This window comes from Streptomyces sp. NBC_00385 (assembly GCF_035917155.1).
GTDB lineage: Bacteria > Actinomycetota > Actinomycetes > Streptomycetales > Streptomycetaceae > Streptomyces > Streptomyces poriferorum.
Window position 1 is genome coordinate 4762837 of the sequence record NZ_CP107951.1, and the last position, 18190, is coordinate 4781026.

The following is an 18190-nucleotide window of genomic DNA, read 5'->3' on the forward strand; positions in this document are numbered from 1 at the left end:
ACCCATGGGTAGAGACTGGCCCTACGCTCGCGCCCATGACAGATGCACGTTTGCGGCACGGCAGAGCCTCCCTTGCGTTGAGCTTCTTCGTGCAGGGCGTCACCTTCGCTCTCCTCGTGACCCGGATCCCCGCCATTCAGGACCGGTACGGGATATCCGACGGCCTGCTGCCCGTGTTCCTCGCCGCCGTGCCGATCCTGGCCGGTGTGGGCAGCGTGGTCACCGAGAAGGTGGTCGCACGGGTACGTCCGAGGGTCGTCCTGCGGTGGGCGCAGCCGGTGGTGCTGCTTGCGCTGCTCGGCGTCGGTGCCGGGAGCGAGGTGTGGGAAGCGGCCCTGGCGCTCGGTGTGTTCGGGCTGTCCGTAGGTGCGCTGGACGCCTCCATGAACATGATGGGGGTCAGTCTCCAGCGGGCGTACGGGCGCTCCATCATGCTCGGCTTCCACGCCGCGTACAGCCTGGGCGGGATCGCCGGGGCGTCCATGGCGTGGGCCGGAGCTCACTGGGATCTCTCGCTGCTGGTCTCGTACCTTCCGGTGGTCGTCGTGCTGCTGCCTGTCGCGTTCATCGGGAGCCGGTGGTACGTCGAGGGGAAGCAGGAGGACGAGCGGCAGCAGGGTGCGGCGCGGGGTGCGGCCGGGTCGGTTTCGTTCAAGCTGCTGATGCCGCTCTGTCTGGTGATGTGTTTCGCGTACATCGGGGATTCGACGGTCTCGAACTGGAGCGCGAAGTATCTGCAGGATGTGCTGGGGAGTTCGGAGCAGCTTTCGACGGTCCCGTACAACGTGTACATGGTGACGACGCTGCTCGGGCGGGCCGTCGGGGACTTCGGGGTGCGGCGGTTCGGTGCCGTGGCCGTGGTGCGGTCGGGGAGTGTGCTGGCCGCTGCCGGTTTCGGGGTGGTGGCCGTCGCGGGTGGGGCCTGGGTGGGGATGCTCGGGTTCACGATGCTGGGGCTCGGGCTCTGTGTGATCGTGCCGCAGACGTTCGCGGCCGCCGGGCGGATGTTCCCCGGGGCGAGCGATACCGCCATCGCGCGGCTGAACATCTTCAACTACGTGGGGTTCCTGGTGGGCTCGCCCCTGGTGGGGGCGCTCGGGGACGCGTGGAGCTACCGGGGCGCGATGCTCGTGCCGATGGTGCTGGTGCTCGCGACGCTCGTGTACGCCAAGTCGTTCGGCGCGGAGCCTGCCCGATACGGTGGCGGGCATGAGCGGCCGCGCACAGTTGATGTGGGATGACGCAGTAACGGGATACGACTTCGGGGACAGTCATCCCATGGATCCGGTCAGGCTCGCCCTGACGATGGGCCTGGTACGGGCGTTCGGTCTCGACCGGGCGGTGGATGTCGTGGCGGCGAAGGCGGCCGGGGACTCGACGCTGCGGCTCGTGCACCGGTCGGACTACGTGGCGGCGGTGCGGGCCGCGTCCGCCGATCCGCGGGCCGCGGACCAGAAGTACGGGATCGGGACGACGGACGATCCGGCGTTCGCCGGGATGCACGAGGTGTCGGCGCTGATCGCCGGACAGTCGGTGGCGGCGGCCGAGGCCGTGTGGCGGGGCGAGACCGGGCACGCCGTGAACTTCTCCGGCGGGCTCCATCACGCCATGCCAGGCGGGGCGGCGGGTTTCTGCATCTACAACGATCCGGCGCTCGCCATCGCGCGGCTGCTGGAGCTGGGGGCGGAGCGGGTCGCGTACGTCGATGTGGACGTGCATCACGGTGACGGGGTGCAGGCGGCGTTCTGGGAGGACCCGAGGGTACTGACCATCTCGCTGCACGAGCACCCGCGCACCCTTTTCCCGCAGACCGGGTGGCCGGAGGAGACGGGTGCCGGGGCGGGCGAGGGTGGTGCGGTCAATGTGGCGCTGCCGGCCGGCACGGGGGACGCCGGATGGCTGCGGGCGTTCCACGCGGTGGTGCCGGAGCTGCTGGCGGACTTCCGGCCGCAGGTCCTGGTGACGCAGCACGGGGCCGACACGCACTTCGAGGACCCGCTGGCCCATCTCGCCGTGTCGCTGGACGCGCAGCGGGCCGTGATGGCGGCCTGCCACGATCTGGCTCATGAGTACGCGGAGGGCGGGCGTTGGGTGGCGCTCGGCGGGGGCGGGTACGCGGTGGTGGACGTGGTGCCGCGGTCCTGGACCCATCTGGTGGGGATCGCCGCGCACGCGCCCGTGGATCCGGAGTCGGTGATCCCGTCGTCCTGGCGCGACGAGGTCTACGCCCGGACCCGGCAGCTGGGGCCGGCCCGGATGACGGACGGGCGTACTCCGTCGTGGAAGGCGTGGGAGGACGGCTACGACCCTGCGGACCGGCTGGATCAGGCGGTCCTCGCGACCCGGCGTGCGGCGTTTCCGCTGCGGGGGCTGCTGACCTGACGGCTGGAGCGGTGGCGCGTTCCGGTTACGCCAACTGTGGGGCGTAATCCGGGTTTTGGCCCCCCGGCGCCGGCGGTGGGGGAGCATCGGCAGGGTGTTGAGCACCGGAGCGCTGCGTGCGCATCTGCTGGCGGCCCGGCTGGCCGGGCCCGTGGCCACCTCGCGGGAGACGAGCCTGCGGAGTTATCGGCTGTTCGCGGCCAGGGACCCTCGGGTGACGCTGGGACTCGATCCCGGACGGGGGTGGGGGGAGCGGGACCTGCTGCGGCTCATGGCCGACAAGTGCGGGGTCTCGGACGACCCGTCCCATGTGTCGGGTCCCGACGTGATCGATCCGGAGCGGACGATGGCGGGTCTTGACGCGTTTGCCGAGCGGTTGTCGGACGCGGCGGTCCGGCGGGCGCCGGTGCTGTTCGGGACGGGGCATCCGCATCGGCTGATCGGTTTCTACGCAGCGCTGGCAGACGCCCTGTCGGCGGTCGGGTGTGCCGTACTCACCCCCGCGCAGGGGCGACGTATCGACATAACGACCCGGTTCGGGGTACGCACGTACAACCTCGACTACGTACGGGGAGTCGCGCTGGTGCGCGAACCCGGCGCGCGGGTGCCCGGTGGTGGCACCGGCGCACACACCCACTCACCGCTGCCGCTGAGGGTGGCCCTGGAGGCCGCGGCGGAGGCCCGCGGGCCGCTGCCGGAACTCGTCGTGGGGGACCACGGCTGGGTCTGCGGGGCAGGTCAGCTGGGCATCGAGGCGATGGGCCTGGCGGATACGGACGATCCGGCGCTGTTCGTCGGGGAGGCGGAGGGCCGGGTCGCGGTCGCCGTTCCGCTCGACGACGGCGTGCGGTCCGCCTACTACCTGCCGCTGACGCGCTATGTGCTCAATCGGGCGTGTCTGTCACAGTAGGCGGCCGATCGTCTCTCCTCTTCCCCACTCGCATCACCCGCCCCTAATCTGGGGAGTGAGCGCACAACGACGAAGAGTCACCGGAGGGGAAGCCGGTGCGCGTCTCGTGCGGAAGGTACAGGTGGGTCATGGCTGCTGACAGCGAGAGGCCTCTCAACGAGGTCAAGTTTCTGACCGTGGCGGAAGTCGCCTCGGTCATGCGAGTGTCGAAGATGACCGTGTACCGCTTGGTGCACAGTGGTCATCTGCCGGCGATCCGGGTGGGAAGGTCCTTCCGGGTGCCGGAGCAAGCGGTTCACGAGTATCTCCGCGAGTCCTTCGTGGGGGTGGGGACGGCCTGACGTTCCCCTCGGATTACGTACCTCACGCGGTGGCGGGTAGGCTAGGCCGACGTAGGTCGTGTGGGCCCAGACGCCCCGCACCAGTGAAGAAGAAGTGAGCGAGGGTAGTCGTGGGCTCTGTTATCAAGAAGCGGCGTAAGCGGATGGCCAAGAAGAAGCACCGCAAGCTGCTCAAGCGCACGCGCGTTCAGCGTCGCAACAAGAAGTAAGCGAACGCAGTTCGTGAAATCCGCAGCCCTTTCGCCGATGAGGCGGGAGGGCTGCGGTGCTGTGCGGGCCCGGTACGCGGCGGTGCGGGCGGCGGGTGCGCACATTCGGGCCAAGACGCGGGAGAACGCCGCCGCGCAGACGTCACAGGGCACCATCCACCCGCTACGGTGACGACCGGGGGAGTGCCTTTTCGCGGGCACCCCTTCCATCACCTCACGGAGACCGACGGAAGGCGCTGATCTTGGGGAAGGTCGTGCTCGTCACGGGAGCGGCCCGGCAGCTGGGCGGCCGGTTCGTGCGGCGCATCCAGCGTGAACCGGACGTGGACCGGGTGATCGCGGTCGACGCGGTCGCGCCCGGGCACCGGCTGGGCGACGCCGTCTTCGTGCGCGCGGACATCCGCCAGCCCGCCATCGCCAGGGTCCTCGCCGAGCACATGGTCGACACGGTCGTGCACCTGGACGTCAGCGGCAAGGCGCTCGGGGCCCAGGGGCGTACCGCGGTCAAGGAGACCAACGTCATCGGCACGATGCAGTTGCTCGGCGCCTGTCAGAAGGCGCCGTCGGTCCGGCGGATGGTGGTCAAGTCCAGTACGGGCGTGTACGGCTCCGCGCCCCGCGATCCGGCGGTCTTCCACGAGACGACCCCGCCCAAGTCGCTGCCCGGCGGCGGCTTCGCGAAGGACGCGGCGGAGGTCGAGGGGTACGTACGGGGCTTCGCGCGCCGCAGGCCGGACGTGGCCGTGTGCGTGCTGAGGTTCGCGAACATCCTGGGGCCCGACCCGGACTCGCCGCTCGCCGACTATCTGGCGCTGCCGGTCCTGCCGACGGTGTTCGGGTACGACCCGAGGCTCCAGTTCGTCCACGAGGACGACGTCCTCGACGTCCTCGGTATCGCCTCGGGCGAGCCGCGGCGCGGGACGCTGAACAGCGGCACGTTCAACATCGCGGGGGACGGGGTGCTGCTGCTCTCGCAGTGCGCGCGGCGGCTGGGGCGGCCGACGATGCCGCTGCTGCTGCCCGCGGTGACGTGGGTCGGGCAGGCGCTGCGTACCGTCGGCATGACGGACTTCTCGCCGGAACAGATCCGGCTGCTCACCCATGGCAGGGTGGTCTCCACGGTCCAGATGCGCGAGACGCTGGGCTTCCGCCCGCGGTTCTCCACGGCGGAGACGTTCGCCGAGTTCGCGCGCAGCCGGGGTCCGGGGCTGCTGCCGCCCGCGGCGGTGGGCCGGGCCGTCGACCGGCTGGCCGCGCTGCCGTTCGCCGGGGCCCCGGGGAGCAGCGGCGACACACACCCGACTCCGAGCGTCAGGTAGAGGAGCGCACCGACGATGGCGGATGCCAAGGTCATTCCGTTCGACGACGACCGTTCGCGGTCAGGAGGCGTGCCGCGTGCTGCGCGCCGGCGAACCTCGGGACGCGGCACGGGGTCCGTCAGCGCCCTGCCCGGGCAGCCGGCGGCCGCGCTGCCGCCGGAGGGGCAGGAGGAGGCCGTGGCGGCCCCTGAGGGCGTGGGAGGCGCTGGCTGGGACCGGCGGATCGCGGGCGGACTCGCGTTCCTGCGGCGGCGGCTCACGGGCGAGTACGACGTCGACGAGTTCGGTTACGACGAGGAGCTCACCGACCAGGTCCTGATGTCGATGCTGCGGCCGATGTACGAGAAGTACTTCCGGGTCGAGGTGAAGGGCATCGAGAACATCCCGTCGGACGGTGGGGCGCTCATCGTGTCCAACCACTCGGGGACGCTGCCGCTGGACGGGCTGATGCTCCAGGTCGCGGTGCACGACAACCATCCGGCGGGGCGGCATCTGCGGCTGCTCGCTGCGGACCTGGTCTTCATGCTGCCGGTCGTGAACGAGCTGGCCCGCAAGGCCGGCCACACGCTGGCCTGCGCGGAGGACGCGGAGCGGCTGCTGCGGCAGGGCGAGGTCGTCGGCGTGATGCCGGAGGGGTTCAAGGGCATCGGCAAGCCGTTCGGCGAGCGGTACAAGCTGCAGCGCTTCGGGCGGGGCGGTTTCGTCTCCACGGCGTTGCGGGCCGGGGTGCCGATCGTGCCGTGCTCGATCGTGGGGGCGGAGGAGATCTACCCGATGATCGGAAACGCGAAGACGCTGGCGCGGCTGCTGGGTTTCCCGTACTTCCCGATCACGCCGACGTTTCCCTGGCTGGGGCCGCTGGGAGCCCTGCCGTTGCCGACGAAGTGGACGATCCAGTTCGGTGAGCCGATTCCCACGGACGGGTATCCGGTGGAGGCGGCGGAGGATCCGATGCTGATGTTCAACCTGACGGATCAGGTGCGGGAGCAGATTCAGCACACGCTGTACAAGTTGCTGGTGCAGCGGCGGTCGGTGTTCTTCTGACGTTGCCCGGGTGCCCGGGCGTGGCGTTTGTCCTCAATCGCCGGACGGGCTGGGGTTGGTTGGCCTCGGGTGCGGGTGCGCCGGGGCGCGGGCTTTGTCCTCAAGCGCCGGACGGGCTTGATAGGGCTGGGCGGGGCGGCCCTGGTGAGGCCGCCCCGGGTGCGTCAGTTCTTGTCGTCCTGGGCGTCGATTCCCAGACCGCCGATCAGGCCGGGGATCAGGGGCGGCAGGGTGATGTCCGGCGACGGGGTCGTGCTCGGTGTGTCCTGCGACGGTGTGGTGGCGTCGGGGGACGGCGGGTCGAGCAGGCCATCCGTGCCGCCGCCGATCAGGCCGTCCGCGGGGCTGCTGCCCGAGCCCGACGGGCGGGGCGAGGAGCTGGTGCCCGCACTGCTGTCGTGGGTGCCGGAGGGCGACGAGGGCGACGGGGGGTGCGAACGGGAGGACGGTGCCGAGCCGTTGCCGGTGGTGCCGGACTCCTTGGATCCGCTGTCCGTCTCCAGGGGGCGGGGGAGCAGCGACTGCAGCGGTTCGACCTCTTGGTCTATGGCTGCGAAGACCGAGCTCACCTGGTCGCCGATGTCGGTCAGCTGTACGGGGAGGCGGTCGCGGAGGCTGCTCCAGCTGTCGCGGTGGGTGCGGGAGAAGGAGTCGAGGGTCTGGATGGGCCCGATCCCGCCGTCGCGTTCGTAGGCGGCGTGGAGCAGGCGGTGGCCCTCCGTGGCGTCGTGGGTCATGCGGTCCAGCGTGCGTCTGACCTCGCCGAGCTGCTCGTGGTCCAGGTCGCCGGAGCGGGCGCGCTCCATCAGCCTGCGGGCTTCGCTGAGCCGGGTCGAGGCCTGGTCCAGGTAGACCTCGCCGCGGTCCGTGTCACCGTCGGCCAGGCCGAGGTGGATGTCCTCCATGCCGCGCTTCAGCCCGTAGAGGGAGTCACCCGGCAGGGCGTCGGAACTGGCAGCGGCCACGCCGCCGAAGGCTCCCGCGGCCACACCGACGGTGAGCCCGCCGGCCGCGAGGCCCTTCGTCCAGCGGGATCTGGGGCGCAGTTTCCGGAGTGGCGAGGCCCGGTGGGCCCCCTTGCCCCGTTGTTCGGGCACCGTAGGGTCCGCGGACGCGCCGCCCTCGGCGAACATGGCCTCCATGGCGGCGACGAGCTGGGCTCGCTGCACCACTTTGACCTCGGGGTCCAACTCCGGCTTCGGTAGCTCACCGAGGCCGTTCGCCAGGGCCAACAGCGGTCCGGGGTCGGCCTGTTCGGCCGGGTCCTCGGGCTGTACGGCCGCCGCACCGCGGAGCGACTGCTCCTCCAGGGCCTGGGCGAAGGCGTTCGCCCGCCGGTGTGCCGAAACGTTTGCGATCACTGGCGGCACCTCCTCTCGTCATGACGGTCGACTCCCCTGTGGGTCCGGAAGGTTGCACACCTTGAGCGCATCCACACGATTGAGTGAGTGTCTGCGGACATGGGGTGACGACAGGGAGCCTGCAACCGGCACAACGAGCGGCGCGGCATTGGGGTTACGCACGAAAGATGATCGGACCAGTGCGTGATGAACATATCGCCGAGAGTGACTCGGTCCGGGGGTGGGGTCAGCGGGCATCGTCCGGAAGGAGCCGGGCGAGGGTGCGGACGGCGCGGTACTGCAGGGTCTTGATCGCGCCCTCGTTCTTGCCCATCACCCGGGCGGTCTCGGCGACCGAGAGGCCTTGCAGGAAGCGCAGGGTCACGCACTCCTGCTGCTGGGGATTGAGTCGGCGCACGGCTTGCAGCAGTGCGGCATTGGAGAGGGACTCCAGGACGGAGTCCTCGGGACTGCGCTCGACCTCGTTGGCGTCGAGCATCTCGCCGGTGGTCACTTCCAGTCGGAAACGACTGGATTTGAAGTGGTCGGCGACCAGGTTGCGAGCGATGGTGACCAGCCAGGCGCCGAAGTCGCGGCCCTGCCAGGTGAAGGTGGAGATGCGCCGCAGGGCGCGGAGGAAGGTCTCACTCGTGAGATCCTCCGCCGTCGCCTTGCCGCCCACCCGGTAGTAGATGTAGCGGTACACGGTGTCGCTGTACTGGTCATAGAGGCGGCCGAAGGCGTCAGCCTCACCGGCCTGTGCGCGCTCGACGAGATCCATCATGCGCGCGCTGTCGCTGTCGGCGGTCGGCCGACGAACGGTGGACGTGGTCGTTGCGCCGCGGTTGCTGCGTCTTCCGACCGCCGCGCCGCGTTCGGCCAGGGCGTAGCAGGGGCCGGCAGGTGCAGGGGTGGCAAAGGCGGGTACGGCGTACGCGGTGGGGACGAAGCCGCGCAAGCGGTCGCCGACCGTTGCGCGCAGCGTAGCCAGGCCCGAGGCGTCAACCCCGACGTGTGGGTACACGGGACTCCCAGAGGCAGAGCTTCCATCACGTGCAGTGCGAAACCGTCACTCGTCGTAGTGAGTGGTGGGTTCCGGAATGCGTCTGAGGAGAATAACGCTTCGTACAGGCAGTGCTACACCCAGTTGCTCAAATCATCGATTACGTCGCTTCTGTAGCGACTATTCGACGCATCAAGTAGCACATCGTGACCGGTTATTGATCGGATTACTTCGAGATCTGTCACAGGCCGCGACGGGTTGTGGTCGAGTGCGGGTAACCCGACTGGCCGGAGCGGTCGGTGGGTATGGGGTCCCGATTGGCGGCGGGGGCCGGGCGTGGCCCGGCCCCGGCGGCCTGCGGCGGCAGGGTCAGTGGCGGCGGCGGTGCAGGGCGACGGCCGCCGCGGTGCCGCCGGCGAGAGCGCCCACGCCGGCGGCGGCCGGGATGCCGACCTTGGCGGCCTTGCGGCCGGTCCGGTAGTCGCGCAGCCGCCAGTCCCGGGCGCGTGCGTGCTTGCGGAGCTTGGCGTCCGGGTTGATCGCGTACGGGTGCCCGACCAGGGACAGCATCGGGATGTCGTTGTGCGAGTCGCTGTACGCCGCGCAGCGGGCCAGGTCCAGGCCCTCGGCCGCGGCCAGGGCGCGTACCGCCTCGGCCTTCGCGGGGCCGTGCAGGGGTTCGCCGACCAGGCGTCCGGTGTAGACGCCGTCGACCGATTCGGCGACGGTGCCCAGCGCGCCGGTCAGGCCGAGCCTGCGGGCGATGATCGTGGCGGTCTCCACCGGGGCGGCGGTGACCAGCCAGACCTTCTGGCCGGCGTCGAGGTGGGCCTGGGCGAGCGCGCGGGTGCCGGGCCAGATGCGGTCGGCCATGTACTCGTCGTAGATCTCCTCGCCGATCGACATCAGCTCGGAGACGCGATGGCCCTTGACGATGGACAGGGCGCTGTCGCGGGCGTCCTGCATGTGTTCGGGGTCCTCGACGCCGGCCAGCCTGAACCAGGCCTGCTGCCAGGCGAACCGGGTGAGCTCGCGGCGCTCGAAGAACTTCCGCTTGTACAGGCCGCGGCCGAAGTGGAAGATCGCGGCGCCCTGCATGACGGTGTTGTCGAGGTCGAAGAAGGCGGCGGCCCGGTCGTCGCCGACGACGGGGAACTCGGGTTCCCCGTCCTGCGCGGTGCCTTCCTCGGCGCCGGCGGACTGTTCGGCGGCGAGCGAGGACTTCCGTGCTGCCTCCGCCGCCGCTTCGCCCGCCAGCACGCTGCGTGCTGTCGCGGAACGCCTACGCGGTGTGAGCCATCCAAGAGCGGCCATGCCGTGAGCATAGCCAGTCACCCCGCTCCTTCCCGACCTGCCGGGATGCGGCGGCGTGAACTCTCGGAGACCGACGCGTTAAACGGGCGATTCCCGGGCGTACCGGTTCAAGGGCGGAACGGGGCCGGGAGCGGCGCAGAATGAGAGGTATGAGTGCCCTGCTGCGTCGTACGAAGAAGAAGCCCGCCGACCGCGTGGTGACCCTGGTCGGGAAGCCGGGGTGTCACCTCTGTGACGACGCCCGGGCGGTGGTGCGGGCGGTCTGCGAGGAGACCGGCGCCTCCTGGGAGGAGAAGGACATCACCCGGGACGAGGAGCTGTACAAGGAGTACTGGGAGCAGATTCCCGTGGTGCTCGTAGATAACGAACAGCACACGTTCTGGCGGGTGGACCCGGTAAGACTGCGCAGCGCGCTGCTTTCCTGAGAGAAACCTGGTTACCATCGTGGGCGTTTTGAGTGGTCTCGGGGGCGTGGCTGTGAGGAGTGTGTTCCGCTTTGCCCCCTTCGGGCCTGCAACGGGCTGATGCGATCCGTGGTTCCTGGATCGCGCGACGAGTGCGCGTGACCCCGGTCACTTTGACCGGACAAAACGGACACTATCTTTGTGCACGCGTTCACAAAGACATAGCCTGCATTCGACGGGGCGGTCTTGGGACATACGGCCGCCTGCAGCCCCGCTCATCCCGCAGGAGCACCGTGGCAACTGGCCGAAATCACCGACCGGCGACCCGTAGCCGAGGAATTCCCGAGGCCACCGTCGCCCGACTTCCGCTGTATCTCCGTGCGCTGACCGCGCTCTCCGAGCGTTCGGTCCCCACGGTCTCCTCCGAGGAGCTCGCCGCGGCGGCGGGGGTCAACTCCGCGAAGCTGCGCAAGGACTTCAGCTATCTCGGTTCGTACGGGACCCGCGGAGTCGGTTACGACGTCGAGTACCTCGTCTACCAGATCTCGCGCGAGCTCGGCCTCACCCAGGACTGGCCGGTCGCCATCGTCGGCATCGGCAACCTCGGCGCGGCGCTCGCCAACTACGGCGGTTTCGCCTCCCGCGGCTTCCGGGTCGCCGCGCTGATCGACGCCGATCCCGCGATGGCCGGAACGCCGGTCGCCGGGATCCCCGTCCAGCACGCCGACGACCTGGACCGCATCATCAGCGAGAACGGCGTCTCGATCGGTGTGATCACGACCCCGCCCGGCGCCGCCCAGCAGGTCTGCGACCGGCTCGTCGCCGCGGGCGTCACCTCCATCCTGAACTTCGCCCCGACCGTGCTCTCGGTGCCCGACGGCGTCGACGTGCGCAAGGTCGACCTCTCCATCGAGCTGCAGATCCTCGCCTTCCACGAGCAGCGCAAGGCCGGTGAGGAGGCCGCTTCCTCCGACAGCGGCCCGGACCCGGACGCGCCGCCCGTGCGCGCCGCGACCAGCAGCCGGAAGGGACCCGACGGGGACATGCCCGCCGTGATGCCGGCATGAGTCTCCTTGTCGTAGGGCTGAGCCACCGCAGCGCCCCCGTCTCCGTGCTGGAGCGGGCCTCGCTGTCCGCCGACAGCCAGGCCAAGCTGCTGCAGGACACCCTCGCCGCGGAGCCCGCTGTCGAGGCCGCCGTCCTCGCCACCTGCAACCGCATCGAGCTGTACGCCGACGTGGACAAGTTCCACGCGGGCGTCGCCGAGCTGTCCACGCTGCTCGCCCAGCACAGCGGCGTCGGCCTGGACGAGCTCACTCCCTATCTCTATGTGCACTACGAGGACCGGGCCGTCCACCACCTCTTCTCGGTGGCCTGCGGACTGGACTCGATGGTCGTGGGCGAGGGTCAGATCCTCGGCCAGATCAAGGACGCGCTGGCGCTGGGGCAGGAGCTCCACACCGCCGGCCGGCTGCTGAACGACCTCTTCCAGCAGGCCCTGCGGGTCGGCAAGCGCGCCCACAGCGAGACCGGGATCGACCGGGCCGGGCAGTCGCTCGTCACCTTCGGCCTGGAACAGCTCGCCGACGGCCGTGACCCCGTGGCCTGGGCGAAGGGCAAGCGCGCCCTGGTGATCGGCGCGGGCTCGATGTCCTCGCTGGCCGCCGCGACCCTGGCCCGTACCGGTGTCGCCGAGATCGTCGTCGCCAACCGCACCCGTGCCCGCGCCGACCGCCTGGTCGAGATCCTGGGCCAGGCCGGCGGCACCGGTGTGGCCGCCCACGCCGTGGAGATGGCCGCCGTCTCCGACGAACTGACACGTGCCGACGTCGTCGTCTCCTGCACCGGCGCCACCGGGCTCGTCCTGAGCGCCGAGGCCGTCGCCGGAGCGCTCGGTCTTGACCCGGCCCCCGCGTACGAGGCGCCCGCCGTACCCGTCGCCGGGCCGCCCGTCGAGCCGGACGAGCAGCACGCCGCGTGGGTGGAGAACGGTTCCGCCACCGCGACCGCGCAGGCCCGCGCGGTCCGCCGGATCCCGGCCCAGTCCACCGGCCCCGTCCGGCTCGCCCTGCTGGACCTGGCCATGCCGCGCGACATCGACGGCGGCGCCGCCCGCCTCGACGGTGTGCGCCTCGTCGACATCGAGTCGCTCGCGGAGGCGTCCGCGGACGCCCCGATGGCCGCCGATGTGGACCAGGTGCGCAGCATCGTCGCCGACGAGGTCGCCGCCTTCGGTGCCGCCCAGCGCGCCGCCCACATCACTCCCACCGTCGTCGCCCTGCGCACGATGGCCGCCGGAGTGGTCGCGGGCGAGATCGCACGCCTGGACGGGCGCCTTCCCGACCTGGACGAGAAGCAGCGCGCCGAGATCTCGCAGACCGTGCGCCGCGTCGTCGACAAGCTCCTGCACGCGCCCACCGTGCGGGTCAAGCAGCTCGCCAGCGAGCCCGGCGGCGCCGGGTACGCCGATGCGCTGCGGGAACTCTTCGACCTCGACCCGCAGACGGTCGCCGCCGTCTCCCGGGCAGACCTGAACGACCCGAATCGAGGGCGGTCATGACCGACAACTCACCCCTGGGCGCGGGGTCAACCCAGCCGCTGAGGCTGGGGACCCGGCGCAGCAAGCTCGCCATGGCGCAGTCCGGCCTGGTGGCCGACGCGGTCAGCGAGGTGACCGGGCGCGCCGTCGAACTCGTCGAGATCACCACGTACGGGGACACCTCCCGCGAGCACCTCGCGCAGATCGGCGGCACCGGCGTCTTCGTCGCCGCGCTGCGCGACGCGCTGCTGCGCGGCGAGGTGGACTTCGCCGTCCACTCGCTCAAGGACCTGCCGACCGCGCAGCCCGAGGGCCTCGTACTGGCCGCCGTGCCGGTGCGCGAGGACCCGCGTGACGCCCTGGTGGCGCGCGACGGGCTGACCTTCGAGCAGCTGCCGTCCGGCGCCCGCGTCGGCACCGGCTCGCCGCGCCGCATGGCGCAGCTCAACGCGTACGCCCGCAGTCACGGCCTCGACATCGAGACCGTGCCGATCCGCGGCAACGTCGATACGCGTATCGGATTTGTACGAAGCGGTGAACTCGACGCGGTGGTACTCGCCGCGGCCGGGCTCAGCCGCCTCGGACGGAGCGGTGAGGTGACCGATTTCCTGTCGGTCGACACCGTTCTGCCCGCTCCCGGCCAGGGAGCACTGGCGATCGAGTGCGCTGCCAGCAGCGCCGACCTCGCCGCCGCGCTCGCCGAGCTCGACGACCCGTACACCCGGGCCGCCGTGACCGCCGAGCGATCCCTGCTCGCCGCCCTGGAGGCCGGCTGCTCCGCACCTGTGGGTGCGCTGGCCGACCTCCTGGCCGACGGCCAGGCTGTCAACGAACTGCGCCTGCGCGGTGTCGTCGGTTCCATCGACGGTTCCTCGCTGGTACAGATGTCCACCACCGGTCCCGTCCCCACGTCGCACGACGACGCGGCGGCCCTCGGTCGCGAACTCGCGGCCGAGATGCTCGCCAAGGGTGCGGCCGGTCTTATGGGGGAGCGAGCACTTTGAGCCCCACCGGCCACGCCGCATCCGATTACCCGGTCCTGTCCGCAGGGCACGTCACCTTCCTCGGCGCCGGTCCCGGCGACCCGGGACTGCTGACTCTGCGCGCCGTCGAGGCGCTTGCGAGCGCGGACGTTCTTGTCGCCGAGCCAGACGTTCTCGGCGTCGTCCGCTGCCATGCGCGGGCAGGCGTAAGCACGCCTGAGCTGACGGTTGTTGACGCGCAGTCAACAGCCGCCGGTGTTCCCGTTCTCAGGGATGCGGTCAATCTTGTCATGGAGGCCGCGAAGGGCGGCAGGCGGGTCGTCCGTGCCGTCTCCGGTGACCCCGGTCTCGACGGCAACGCGGGCGGCGAGATGCTGGCCTGCGCCGCCGCGGGCATTCCGTTCGAGGTCGTGCCGGGCGTCGCCAACGTCGTCGGTGTGCCCGCGTACGCCGGGGTACCGCTGCGCGACGCGCAGGGCGCGGACGTCCGGTTCGTCGACGCCCGTACCGCCTCGGACCGCTGCTGGAGCGAGGTCGGCGCCAGCGACTCCACGTGCGTGATCTCGACGCAGCTCGACGCGGTGGCCGCGGCCGCCGGCGAGCTGGTCTCGGCGGGCCGCAAGCCCGACACCCCGCTGACCGTGACGGTCGCCGGCACGACGACGCGCCAGCGCACCTGGACGGCGACGCTCGGCACGATCGCCCAGGTCTTCAAGCAGGGCAAGATCCTGCCGTCGCCGGACGGGCACCAGCCCGTCATAGCCGTGGTCGGGGAGCGCAGCTCCGCCGCCCAGCGCGACCAGCTCGCGTGGTTCGAGTCCAAGCCGATGTTCGGCTGGAAGGTGCTCGTGCCGCGTACGAAGGAGCAGGCGGCGTCGCTCTCCGACCAGCTGCGTTCGTACGGTGCCGTGCCGCACGAGGTCCCGACGATCGCCGTCGAGCCGCCGCGTACGCCGCAGCAGATGGAGCGGGCGGTCAAGGGCCTGGTCACGGGCCGCTACGAGTGGATCGCGTTCACCTCGGTCAACGCGGTGAAGGCGGTCCGCGAGAAGTTCGAGGAGTACGGGCTCGACGCCCGTGCCTTCGCCGGGATCAAGGTCGCGGCCGTCGGCGAGCAGACCGCCGCCGCGCTCGTCGACTTCGGTGTGAAGCCGGACCTGGTGCCCTCGGGTGAGCAGTCCGCCGCGGGTCTGCTGGAGGACTGGCCGCCCTACGACCCGGTCTTCGACCCGATCGACCGTGTCTTCCTGCCGCGTGCCGACATCGCCACCGAGACGCTGGTGGCCGGTCTCATCGAGCTCGGCTGGGAGGTCGACGACGTCACCGCGTACCGCACGGTCCGCGCCTCGCCGCCGCCCGCCGACACGCGTGAGGCCATCAAGGGCGGCGGTTTCGACGCGGTGCTCTTCACCTCGTCCTCGACGGTGCGCAACCTCGTCGGCATCGCCGGCAAGCCGCACAACGTGACGGTCATCGCGTGTATCGGCCCGGCCACGGCGAAGACCGCCGAGGAGCACGGTCTGCGCGTCGACGTCCTCTCTCCGGAGCCCTCGGTGCACAAGCTGGCTGAGGCCCTCGCCGAGTTCGGCGCGCAGCGCCGGGACGCGGCGAAGGAGGCCGGTGACCCGGTGACGCGGCCGAGCGAGCGCCGTCCGGGTGCGCGGCGGCGTCGTACGACGACCTGATCAGGTGGAGCGGGTTCGGGGCCCGGTCGCTTCTTCGTGAAGCGGCCGGGCCCCGCCCGTTTTCCCGGCAGAGGTGTCGGTAAGAGCGTGATGTGTACGGGTCTAGTCTCGAAGGATGACTGTGTACGGAAACTTCCCCGGCTCTCGCCCCCGACGGCTGCGGACGACCCCCGTGATGCGGCGGATGGTCGCCGAGACCCGGCTCGACCCGGCGAACCTGATCCTGCCCGCGTTCGTGCGCGAGGGCATCGACGCGCCCGTCGCCATCTCGGCCATGCCCGGCGTGCAGCAGCACACCCTGGACACCCTGCGGAAGGCCGCGGTCGACGCGGTCTCGGCGGGTGTCTCCGGCATCATGCTGTTCGGCGTCCCGCTGGACGAGAAGAAGGACGCCCGCGGCACGGCCGGCACGGACCCGGACGGCATCCTCCAGCTCGGTCTGCGCGCGGTGCGCGAGGAGGTCGGTGACGACCTCGTCGTCATGTCCGACCTCTGCCTGGACGAGACCACCGACCACGGCCACTGCGGTGTGCTGACCGAGGACGGCCGGGTCGACAACGACGCGACGCTGGAGCGGTACGCGGAGATGGCCCAGGTCCAGGCCGACGCGGGCGCCCATGTGGTCGGCCCCAGCGGCATGATGGACGGCCAGGTCGGCGTGATCCGCGACGCGCTGGACCAGACCGGGTACGAGGACGTGTCGATCCTCGCGTACACGGCGAAGTACTCCTCCGCGTTCTACGGCCCGTTCCGCGAGGCCGTCGGCTCCTCGCTCAAGGGCGACCGCAAGACGTACCAGCAGGACCCGGCCAACCTCCGCGAGTCGATGCGCGAGCTGGCGCTCGACCTCGCCGAGGGCGCGGACATGGTCATGGTCAAGCCGGCCGGACCGTACCTGGACGTCCTGGCGAAGGTCGCCGACTCGGTGGACGTGCCGGTCGCCGCGTACCAGATCAGTGGCGAGTACGCGATGATCGAGGCCGCCGCGGAGAAGGGCTGGATCGACCGGGACGCGGCGATCCTGGAGAGCCTGACCGGGATCCGCCGGGCGGGCGCGCAGATGATCCTGACGTACTGGGCGACGGAGGTCGCGCAGAAGCTGCGCCGTTCCTGACGGAGGTCCGGCGGGGCCTGGCGCGGGTGCCTCAGGAGCCGATGTGCGCGGCGAAGGCCGTCCACGTGGTGGGGGCGAGGGTGAGCGTGGGGCCCTCGGGGTTCTTGGAGTCGCGGACGTGGACGGCGGCGGGGTGGGCGGCGATTTCGACGCAGGCGCCGCCCTCGCTGCCGCTGTAGCTCGACTTCTGCCAGTCGTAGGCGACTTCGAGGCAGGCGCCGCCCTCGTCGCCGCTGTAGCTGGACTTGAACCACGTGCGTGCAGTGCTCATTGCTCTCCCAGCAGGCTGTCCAACAGGCCCACGGTGGATTCGGGGTTGAGGGCCTGAGCTCGCAGCATCGCATATTTCTGGGACAGGATGCTGACCTCGTCGGGGTCGGAGACGAGCAGGCTCCCGCGCTGCGTTTCCGAGTAGGCGACGTGCTGGTAGTCCGGTGTCTCCAGCAGGATGAAGGGCCCGTCGAGCCCTGCATGTGTGCGGTGGTTCAGGGGGAGCACCTGGAGGCAGATACCGGGGAGTGCGGCGCACGTCCGCAGGTGACGCAGTTGCTCCGCATGCTCCTCGTCGTCGACGAGTTGAAGTCTCACGACCGGCTCCCAGATCACGAAGCTGATGGTCGGGGGCGGGTCGCGTCGCAGGATCTCCTGTCGCCCCAGGCGCCCTGCGGTCTGGTCCCCGATCTTCTCCTCGCTGAAGACAGGGACCCTGTTGCGGAACACCGCACGCGCGTACGCCTCCGTCTGGAGGAGCCCGGGAACGACCTGGTTGTCGTACCAGGACAGTGCGAGCGCCTCCCGCTCCAGGTCCATGTACTCCTCCGCCCACGCCGGAATCAGGTCCACCTCCGGCATGTTCTCCACCGCCGTGGCTAGCGCCCCCTTCGTCTCCAGCAGGGTGTCCATGCGGCGGGCCAGCGGCAGTTGGAGGGCGCGTCTGCCCTGTTCGACGGAGGCGATGGTCTCCGGCTGGGTGCAGGTCTGTTCGGCCAGTTGACGCTGGGTCATTCCGGCGGCGGTGCGGAACTGGGCAACCAGTGCGCCCACCAGCCTCATCGCCGATGCGTTCTTGCGCTGCCGCTTCCTGGGTTGCATACGGTCCCCACTTCCCACCCGCATTCGTGCTTCACGCGCGCGCGACCCGTACAAGAAATCTGTACGGGCGCGCACACTGCGACAGCCTAGTCACCGAGTGTGACGCTGGTTCCATGAACGAGACGATGCAACTCCCGCTGCTGCGCGAGCGGTTCTTCCGGCGGGAGCGCCGGTCGGTCCGGGAGGCCCGGGAGTTCGTACGGAGTGCGCTGGCCGACTGGGGGTTCGGCGAGGTGCGGGCTGACGAGGTGCTGGTGTGCGTGAGCGAACTGGCCACCAACGCGCTCGTGCATGGGGTGCCGCCCGGGCGTGGTTACCGGTTGATGCTGTGGCTGCGGGGCGAGGGGCAGGTCCGGGTCGAGGTGCACGACAGCGGTGACGGGGAGCCCGGGGTGCGGGAGCCGGAGGGGGAGTCGGGGCGGGGGCTGGTGATCGTGGAGGCGCTGGCGGACCGGTGGGGGGTGGGAGAGCGGTCGCCCGGGAAGATCGTGTGGTGCGAGTTCGGCTGAGG

Annotated in this window: 19 protein-coding genes; 14 read left to right on the top strand and 5 right to left on the bottom strand. The window is 70.7% G+C overall.

From position 1 onward, the window contains the following. Positions 1-35 precede the first annotated feature (35 nt). The 7 genes from OG959_RS21270 to OG959_RS21300 all read left to right on the top strand — a co-directional run bounded on the left by OG959_RS21270 (position 36) and on the right by OG959_RS21300 (position 6205). A complete protein-coding gene (locus OG959_RS21270) occupies positions 36-1241 on the top strand; it encodes an MFS transporter (protein ID WP_326660699.1) in 1206 nt (401 codons plus the stop codon). Beyond that, positions 1210-2382, top strand: a complete 1173-nt coding sequence (locus OG959_RS21275) for an acetoin utilization protein AcuC (protein ID WP_326660701.1) — start codon at positions 1210-1212, stop codon at positions 2380-2382. Before OG959_RS21270 ends, OG959_RS21275 begins: the two co-directional genes overlap by 32 nt. A gap of 94 nt (positions 2383-2476) precedes the next feature. Then, a complete protein-coding gene (locus OG959_RS21280; RefSeq protein WP_326660703.1) occupies positions 2477-3292 on the top strand; it encodes a phosphatase in 816 nt (271 codons plus the stop codon). A gap of 128 nt (positions 3293-3420) precedes the next feature. Beyond that, on the top strand, positions 3421-3633 hold the full coding sequence (locus OG959_RS21285; protein WP_123460011.1) for a helix-turn-helix domain-containing protein: 213 nt from the start codon (positions 3421-3423) through the stop codon (positions 3631-3633). A gap of 110 nt (positions 3634-3743) precedes the next feature. Then, positions 3744-3842: a 30S ribosomal protein bS22 gene (locus OG959_RS21290; protein ID WP_003948845.1), complete on the top strand. Its 99-nt coding sequence runs from the start codon at positions 3744-3746 to the stop codon at positions 3840-3842. A 242-nt stretch (positions 3843-4084) separates the two neighbouring features. Further along, positions 4085-5161, top strand: a complete 1077-nt coding sequence (locus OG959_RS21295) for an NAD-dependent epimerase/dehydratase family protein (RefSeq protein ID WP_326660706.1) — start codon at positions 4085-4087, stop codon at positions 5159-5161. A gap of 15 nt (positions 5162-5176) precedes the next feature. Then, the gene (locus OG959_RS21300; protein ID WP_326660708.1) at positions 5177-6205 is read left to right on the top strand and encodes a lysophospholipid acyltransferase family protein; all 1029 of its coding nucleotides are present in this window, start codon (positions 5177-5179) and stop codon (positions 6203-6205) included. 164 nt (positions 6206-6369) lie between these two features. Here the strand turns inward: OG959_RS21300 and OG959_RS21305 are convergent, their stop codons facing one another. The 3 genes from OG959_RS21305 to OG959_RS21315 all read right to left on the bottom strand — a co-directional run bounded on the left by OG959_RS21305 (position 6370) and on the right by OG959_RS21315 (position 9862). After that, a complete protein-coding gene (locus OG959_RS21305; RefSeq protein WP_326660709.1) occupies positions 6370-7566 on the bottom strand; it encodes a DUF5667 domain-containing protein in 1197 nt (398 codons plus the stop codon). 226 nt (positions 7567-7792) lie between these two features. Beyond that, on the bottom strand, positions 7793-8569 hold the full coding sequence (locus OG959_RS21310) for an ECF subfamily RNA polymerase sigma factor, BldN family (protein WP_024490754.1): 777 nt from the start codon (positions 8567-8569) through the stop codon (positions 7793-7795). 348 nt (positions 8570-8917) lie between these two features. Beyond that, positions 8918-9862 (bottom strand): HAD family hydrolase, encoded by a 945-nt coding sequence (locus tag OG959_RS21315; RefSeq protein ID WP_326660712.1) that lies wholly within the window; start codon positions 9860-9862, stop codon positions 8918-8920. Between the two features lie 149 nt (positions 9863-10011). Between OG959_RS21315 and OG959_RS21320 the strand changes: the two genes are divergently transcribed. The 6 genes from OG959_RS21320 to hemB all read left to right on the top strand — a co-directional run bounded on the left by OG959_RS21320 (position 10012) and on the right by hemB (position 16587). Next, on the top strand, positions 10012-10287 hold the full coding sequence (locus OG959_RS21320; protein ID WP_219573192.1) for a glutaredoxin family protein: 276 nt from the start codon (positions 10012-10014) through the stop codon (positions 10285-10287). Between the two features lie 272 nt (positions 10288-10559). Continuing rightward, complete coding sequence (locus tag OG959_RS21325) at positions 10560-11333, top strand: redox-sensing transcriptional repressor Rex (protein ID WP_326660714.1); 774 nt, start codon at positions 10560-10562, stop codon at positions 11331-11333. Continuing rightward, positions 11330-12826 (top strand): glutamyl-tRNA reductase, encoded by a 1497-nt coding sequence (locus OG959_RS21330; RefSeq protein ID WP_326660716.1) that lies wholly within the window; start codon positions 11330-11332, stop codon positions 12824-12826. The genes OG959_RS21325 and OG959_RS21330 overlap by 4 nt, the downstream gene beginning before the upstream one ends. Beyond that, positions 12823-13809 carry a hydroxymethylbilane synthase gene (gene hemC / locus OG959_RS21335; RefSeq protein WP_326660718.1) on the top strand — a complete coding sequence of 329 codons (987 nt, stop codon included), beginning with the start codon at positions 12823-12825 and terminating at the stop codon, positions 13807-13809. Before OG959_RS21330 ends, hemC begins: the two co-directional genes overlap by 4 nt. Continuing rightward, on the top strand, positions 13806-15473 hold the full coding sequence (locus tag OG959_RS21340) for a bifunctional uroporphyrinogen-III C-methyltransferase/uroporphyrinogen-III synthase (RefSeq protein ID WP_326660720.1): 1668 nt from the start codon (positions 13806-13808) through the stop codon (positions 15471-15473). Before hemC ends, OG959_RS21340 begins: the two co-directional genes overlap by 4 nt. A 115-nt stretch (positions 15474-15588) precedes the next feature. Further along, complete coding sequence (gene hemB, locus OG959_RS21345) at positions 15589-16587, top strand: porphobilinogen synthase (protein ID WP_219573197.1); 999 nt, start codon at positions 15589-15591, stop codon at positions 16585-16587. Between the two features lie 31 nt (positions 16588-16618). Here the strand turns inward: hemB and OG959_RS21350 are convergent, their stop codons facing one another. Beyond that, positions 16619-16858 (bottom strand): DUF397 domain-containing protein, encoded by a 240-nt coding sequence (locus OG959_RS21350; RefSeq protein ID WP_306070592.1) that lies wholly within the window; start codon positions 16856-16858, stop codon positions 16619-16621. Next, positions 16855-17640, bottom strand: a complete 786-nt coding sequence (locus OG959_RS21355; protein ID WP_326666527.1) for a helix-turn-helix domain-containing protein — start codon at positions 17638-17640, stop codon at positions 16855-16857. The genes OG959_RS21350 and OG959_RS21355 overlap by 4 nt, the downstream gene beginning before the upstream one ends. A gap of 152 nt (positions 17641-17792) precedes the next feature. Between OG959_RS21355 and OG959_RS21360 the strand changes: the two genes are divergently transcribed. After that, on the top strand, positions 17793-18188 hold the full coding sequence (locus OG959_RS21360) for an ATP-binding protein (protein ID WP_326660724.1): 396 nt from the start codon (positions 17793-17795) through the stop codon (positions 18186-18188). The last annotated feature ends 2 nt before the right edge of the window (positions 18189-18190 follow it).

What these genes read in the sequence shown, in the direction of transcription:
- OG959_RS21320 (WP_219573192.1), top strand. Translation starts at nt 10,012, where the DNA reads ATGAGTGCCCTGCTGCGTCGTACGAAGAAGAAGCCCGCCGACCGCGTG.
- hemB (WP_219573197.1), top strand. Translation starts at nt 15,589, where the DNA reads ATGACTGTGTACGGAAACTTCCCCGGCTCTCGCCCCCGACGGCTGCGG.
- OG959_RS21285 (WP_123460011.1), top strand. Translation starts at nt 3,421, where the DNA reads ATGGCTGCTGACAGCGAGAGGCCTCTCAACGAGGTCAAGTTTCTGACC.
- OG959_RS21300 (WP_326660708.1), top strand. Translation starts at nt 5,177, where the DNA reads ATGGCGGATGCCAAGGTCATTCCGTTCGACGACGACCGTTCGCGGTCA.
- OG959_RS21330 (WP_326660716.1), top strand. Translation starts at nt 11,330, where the DNA reads ATGAGTCTCCTTGTCGTAGGGCTGAGCCACCGCAGCGCCCCCGTCTCC.
- OG959_RS21350 (WP_306070592.1), bottom strand. Translation starts at nt 16,858, where the DNA reads ATGAGCACTGCACGCACGTGGTTCAAGTCCAGCTACAGCGGCGACGAG.
- OG959_RS21355 (WP_326666527.1), bottom strand. Translation starts at nt 17,640, where the DNA reads ATGAGGCTGGTGGGCGCACTGGTTGCCCAGTTCCGCACCGCCGCCGGA.
- hemC (WP_326660718.1), top strand. Translation starts at nt 12,823, where the DNA reads ATGACCGACAACTCACCCCTGGGCGCGGGGTCAACCCAGCCGCTGAGG.
- OG959_RS21275 (WP_326660701.1), top strand. Translation starts at nt 1,210, where the DNA reads ATGAGCGGCCGCGCACAGTTGATGTGGGATGACGCAGTAACGGGATAC.
- OG959_RS21270 (WP_326660699.1), top strand. Translation starts at nt 36, where the DNA reads ATGACAGATGCACGTTTGCGGCACGGCAGAGCCTCCCTTGCGTTGAGC.
- OG959_RS21315 (WP_326660712.1), bottom strand. Translation starts at nt 9,862, where the DNA reads ATGGCCGCTCTTGGATGGCTCACACCGCGTAGGCGTTCCGCGACAGCA.
- OG959_RS21360 (WP_326660724.1), top strand. Translation starts at nt 17,793, where the DNA reads ATGAACGAGACGATGCAACTCCCGCTGCTGCGCGAGCGGTTCTTCCGG.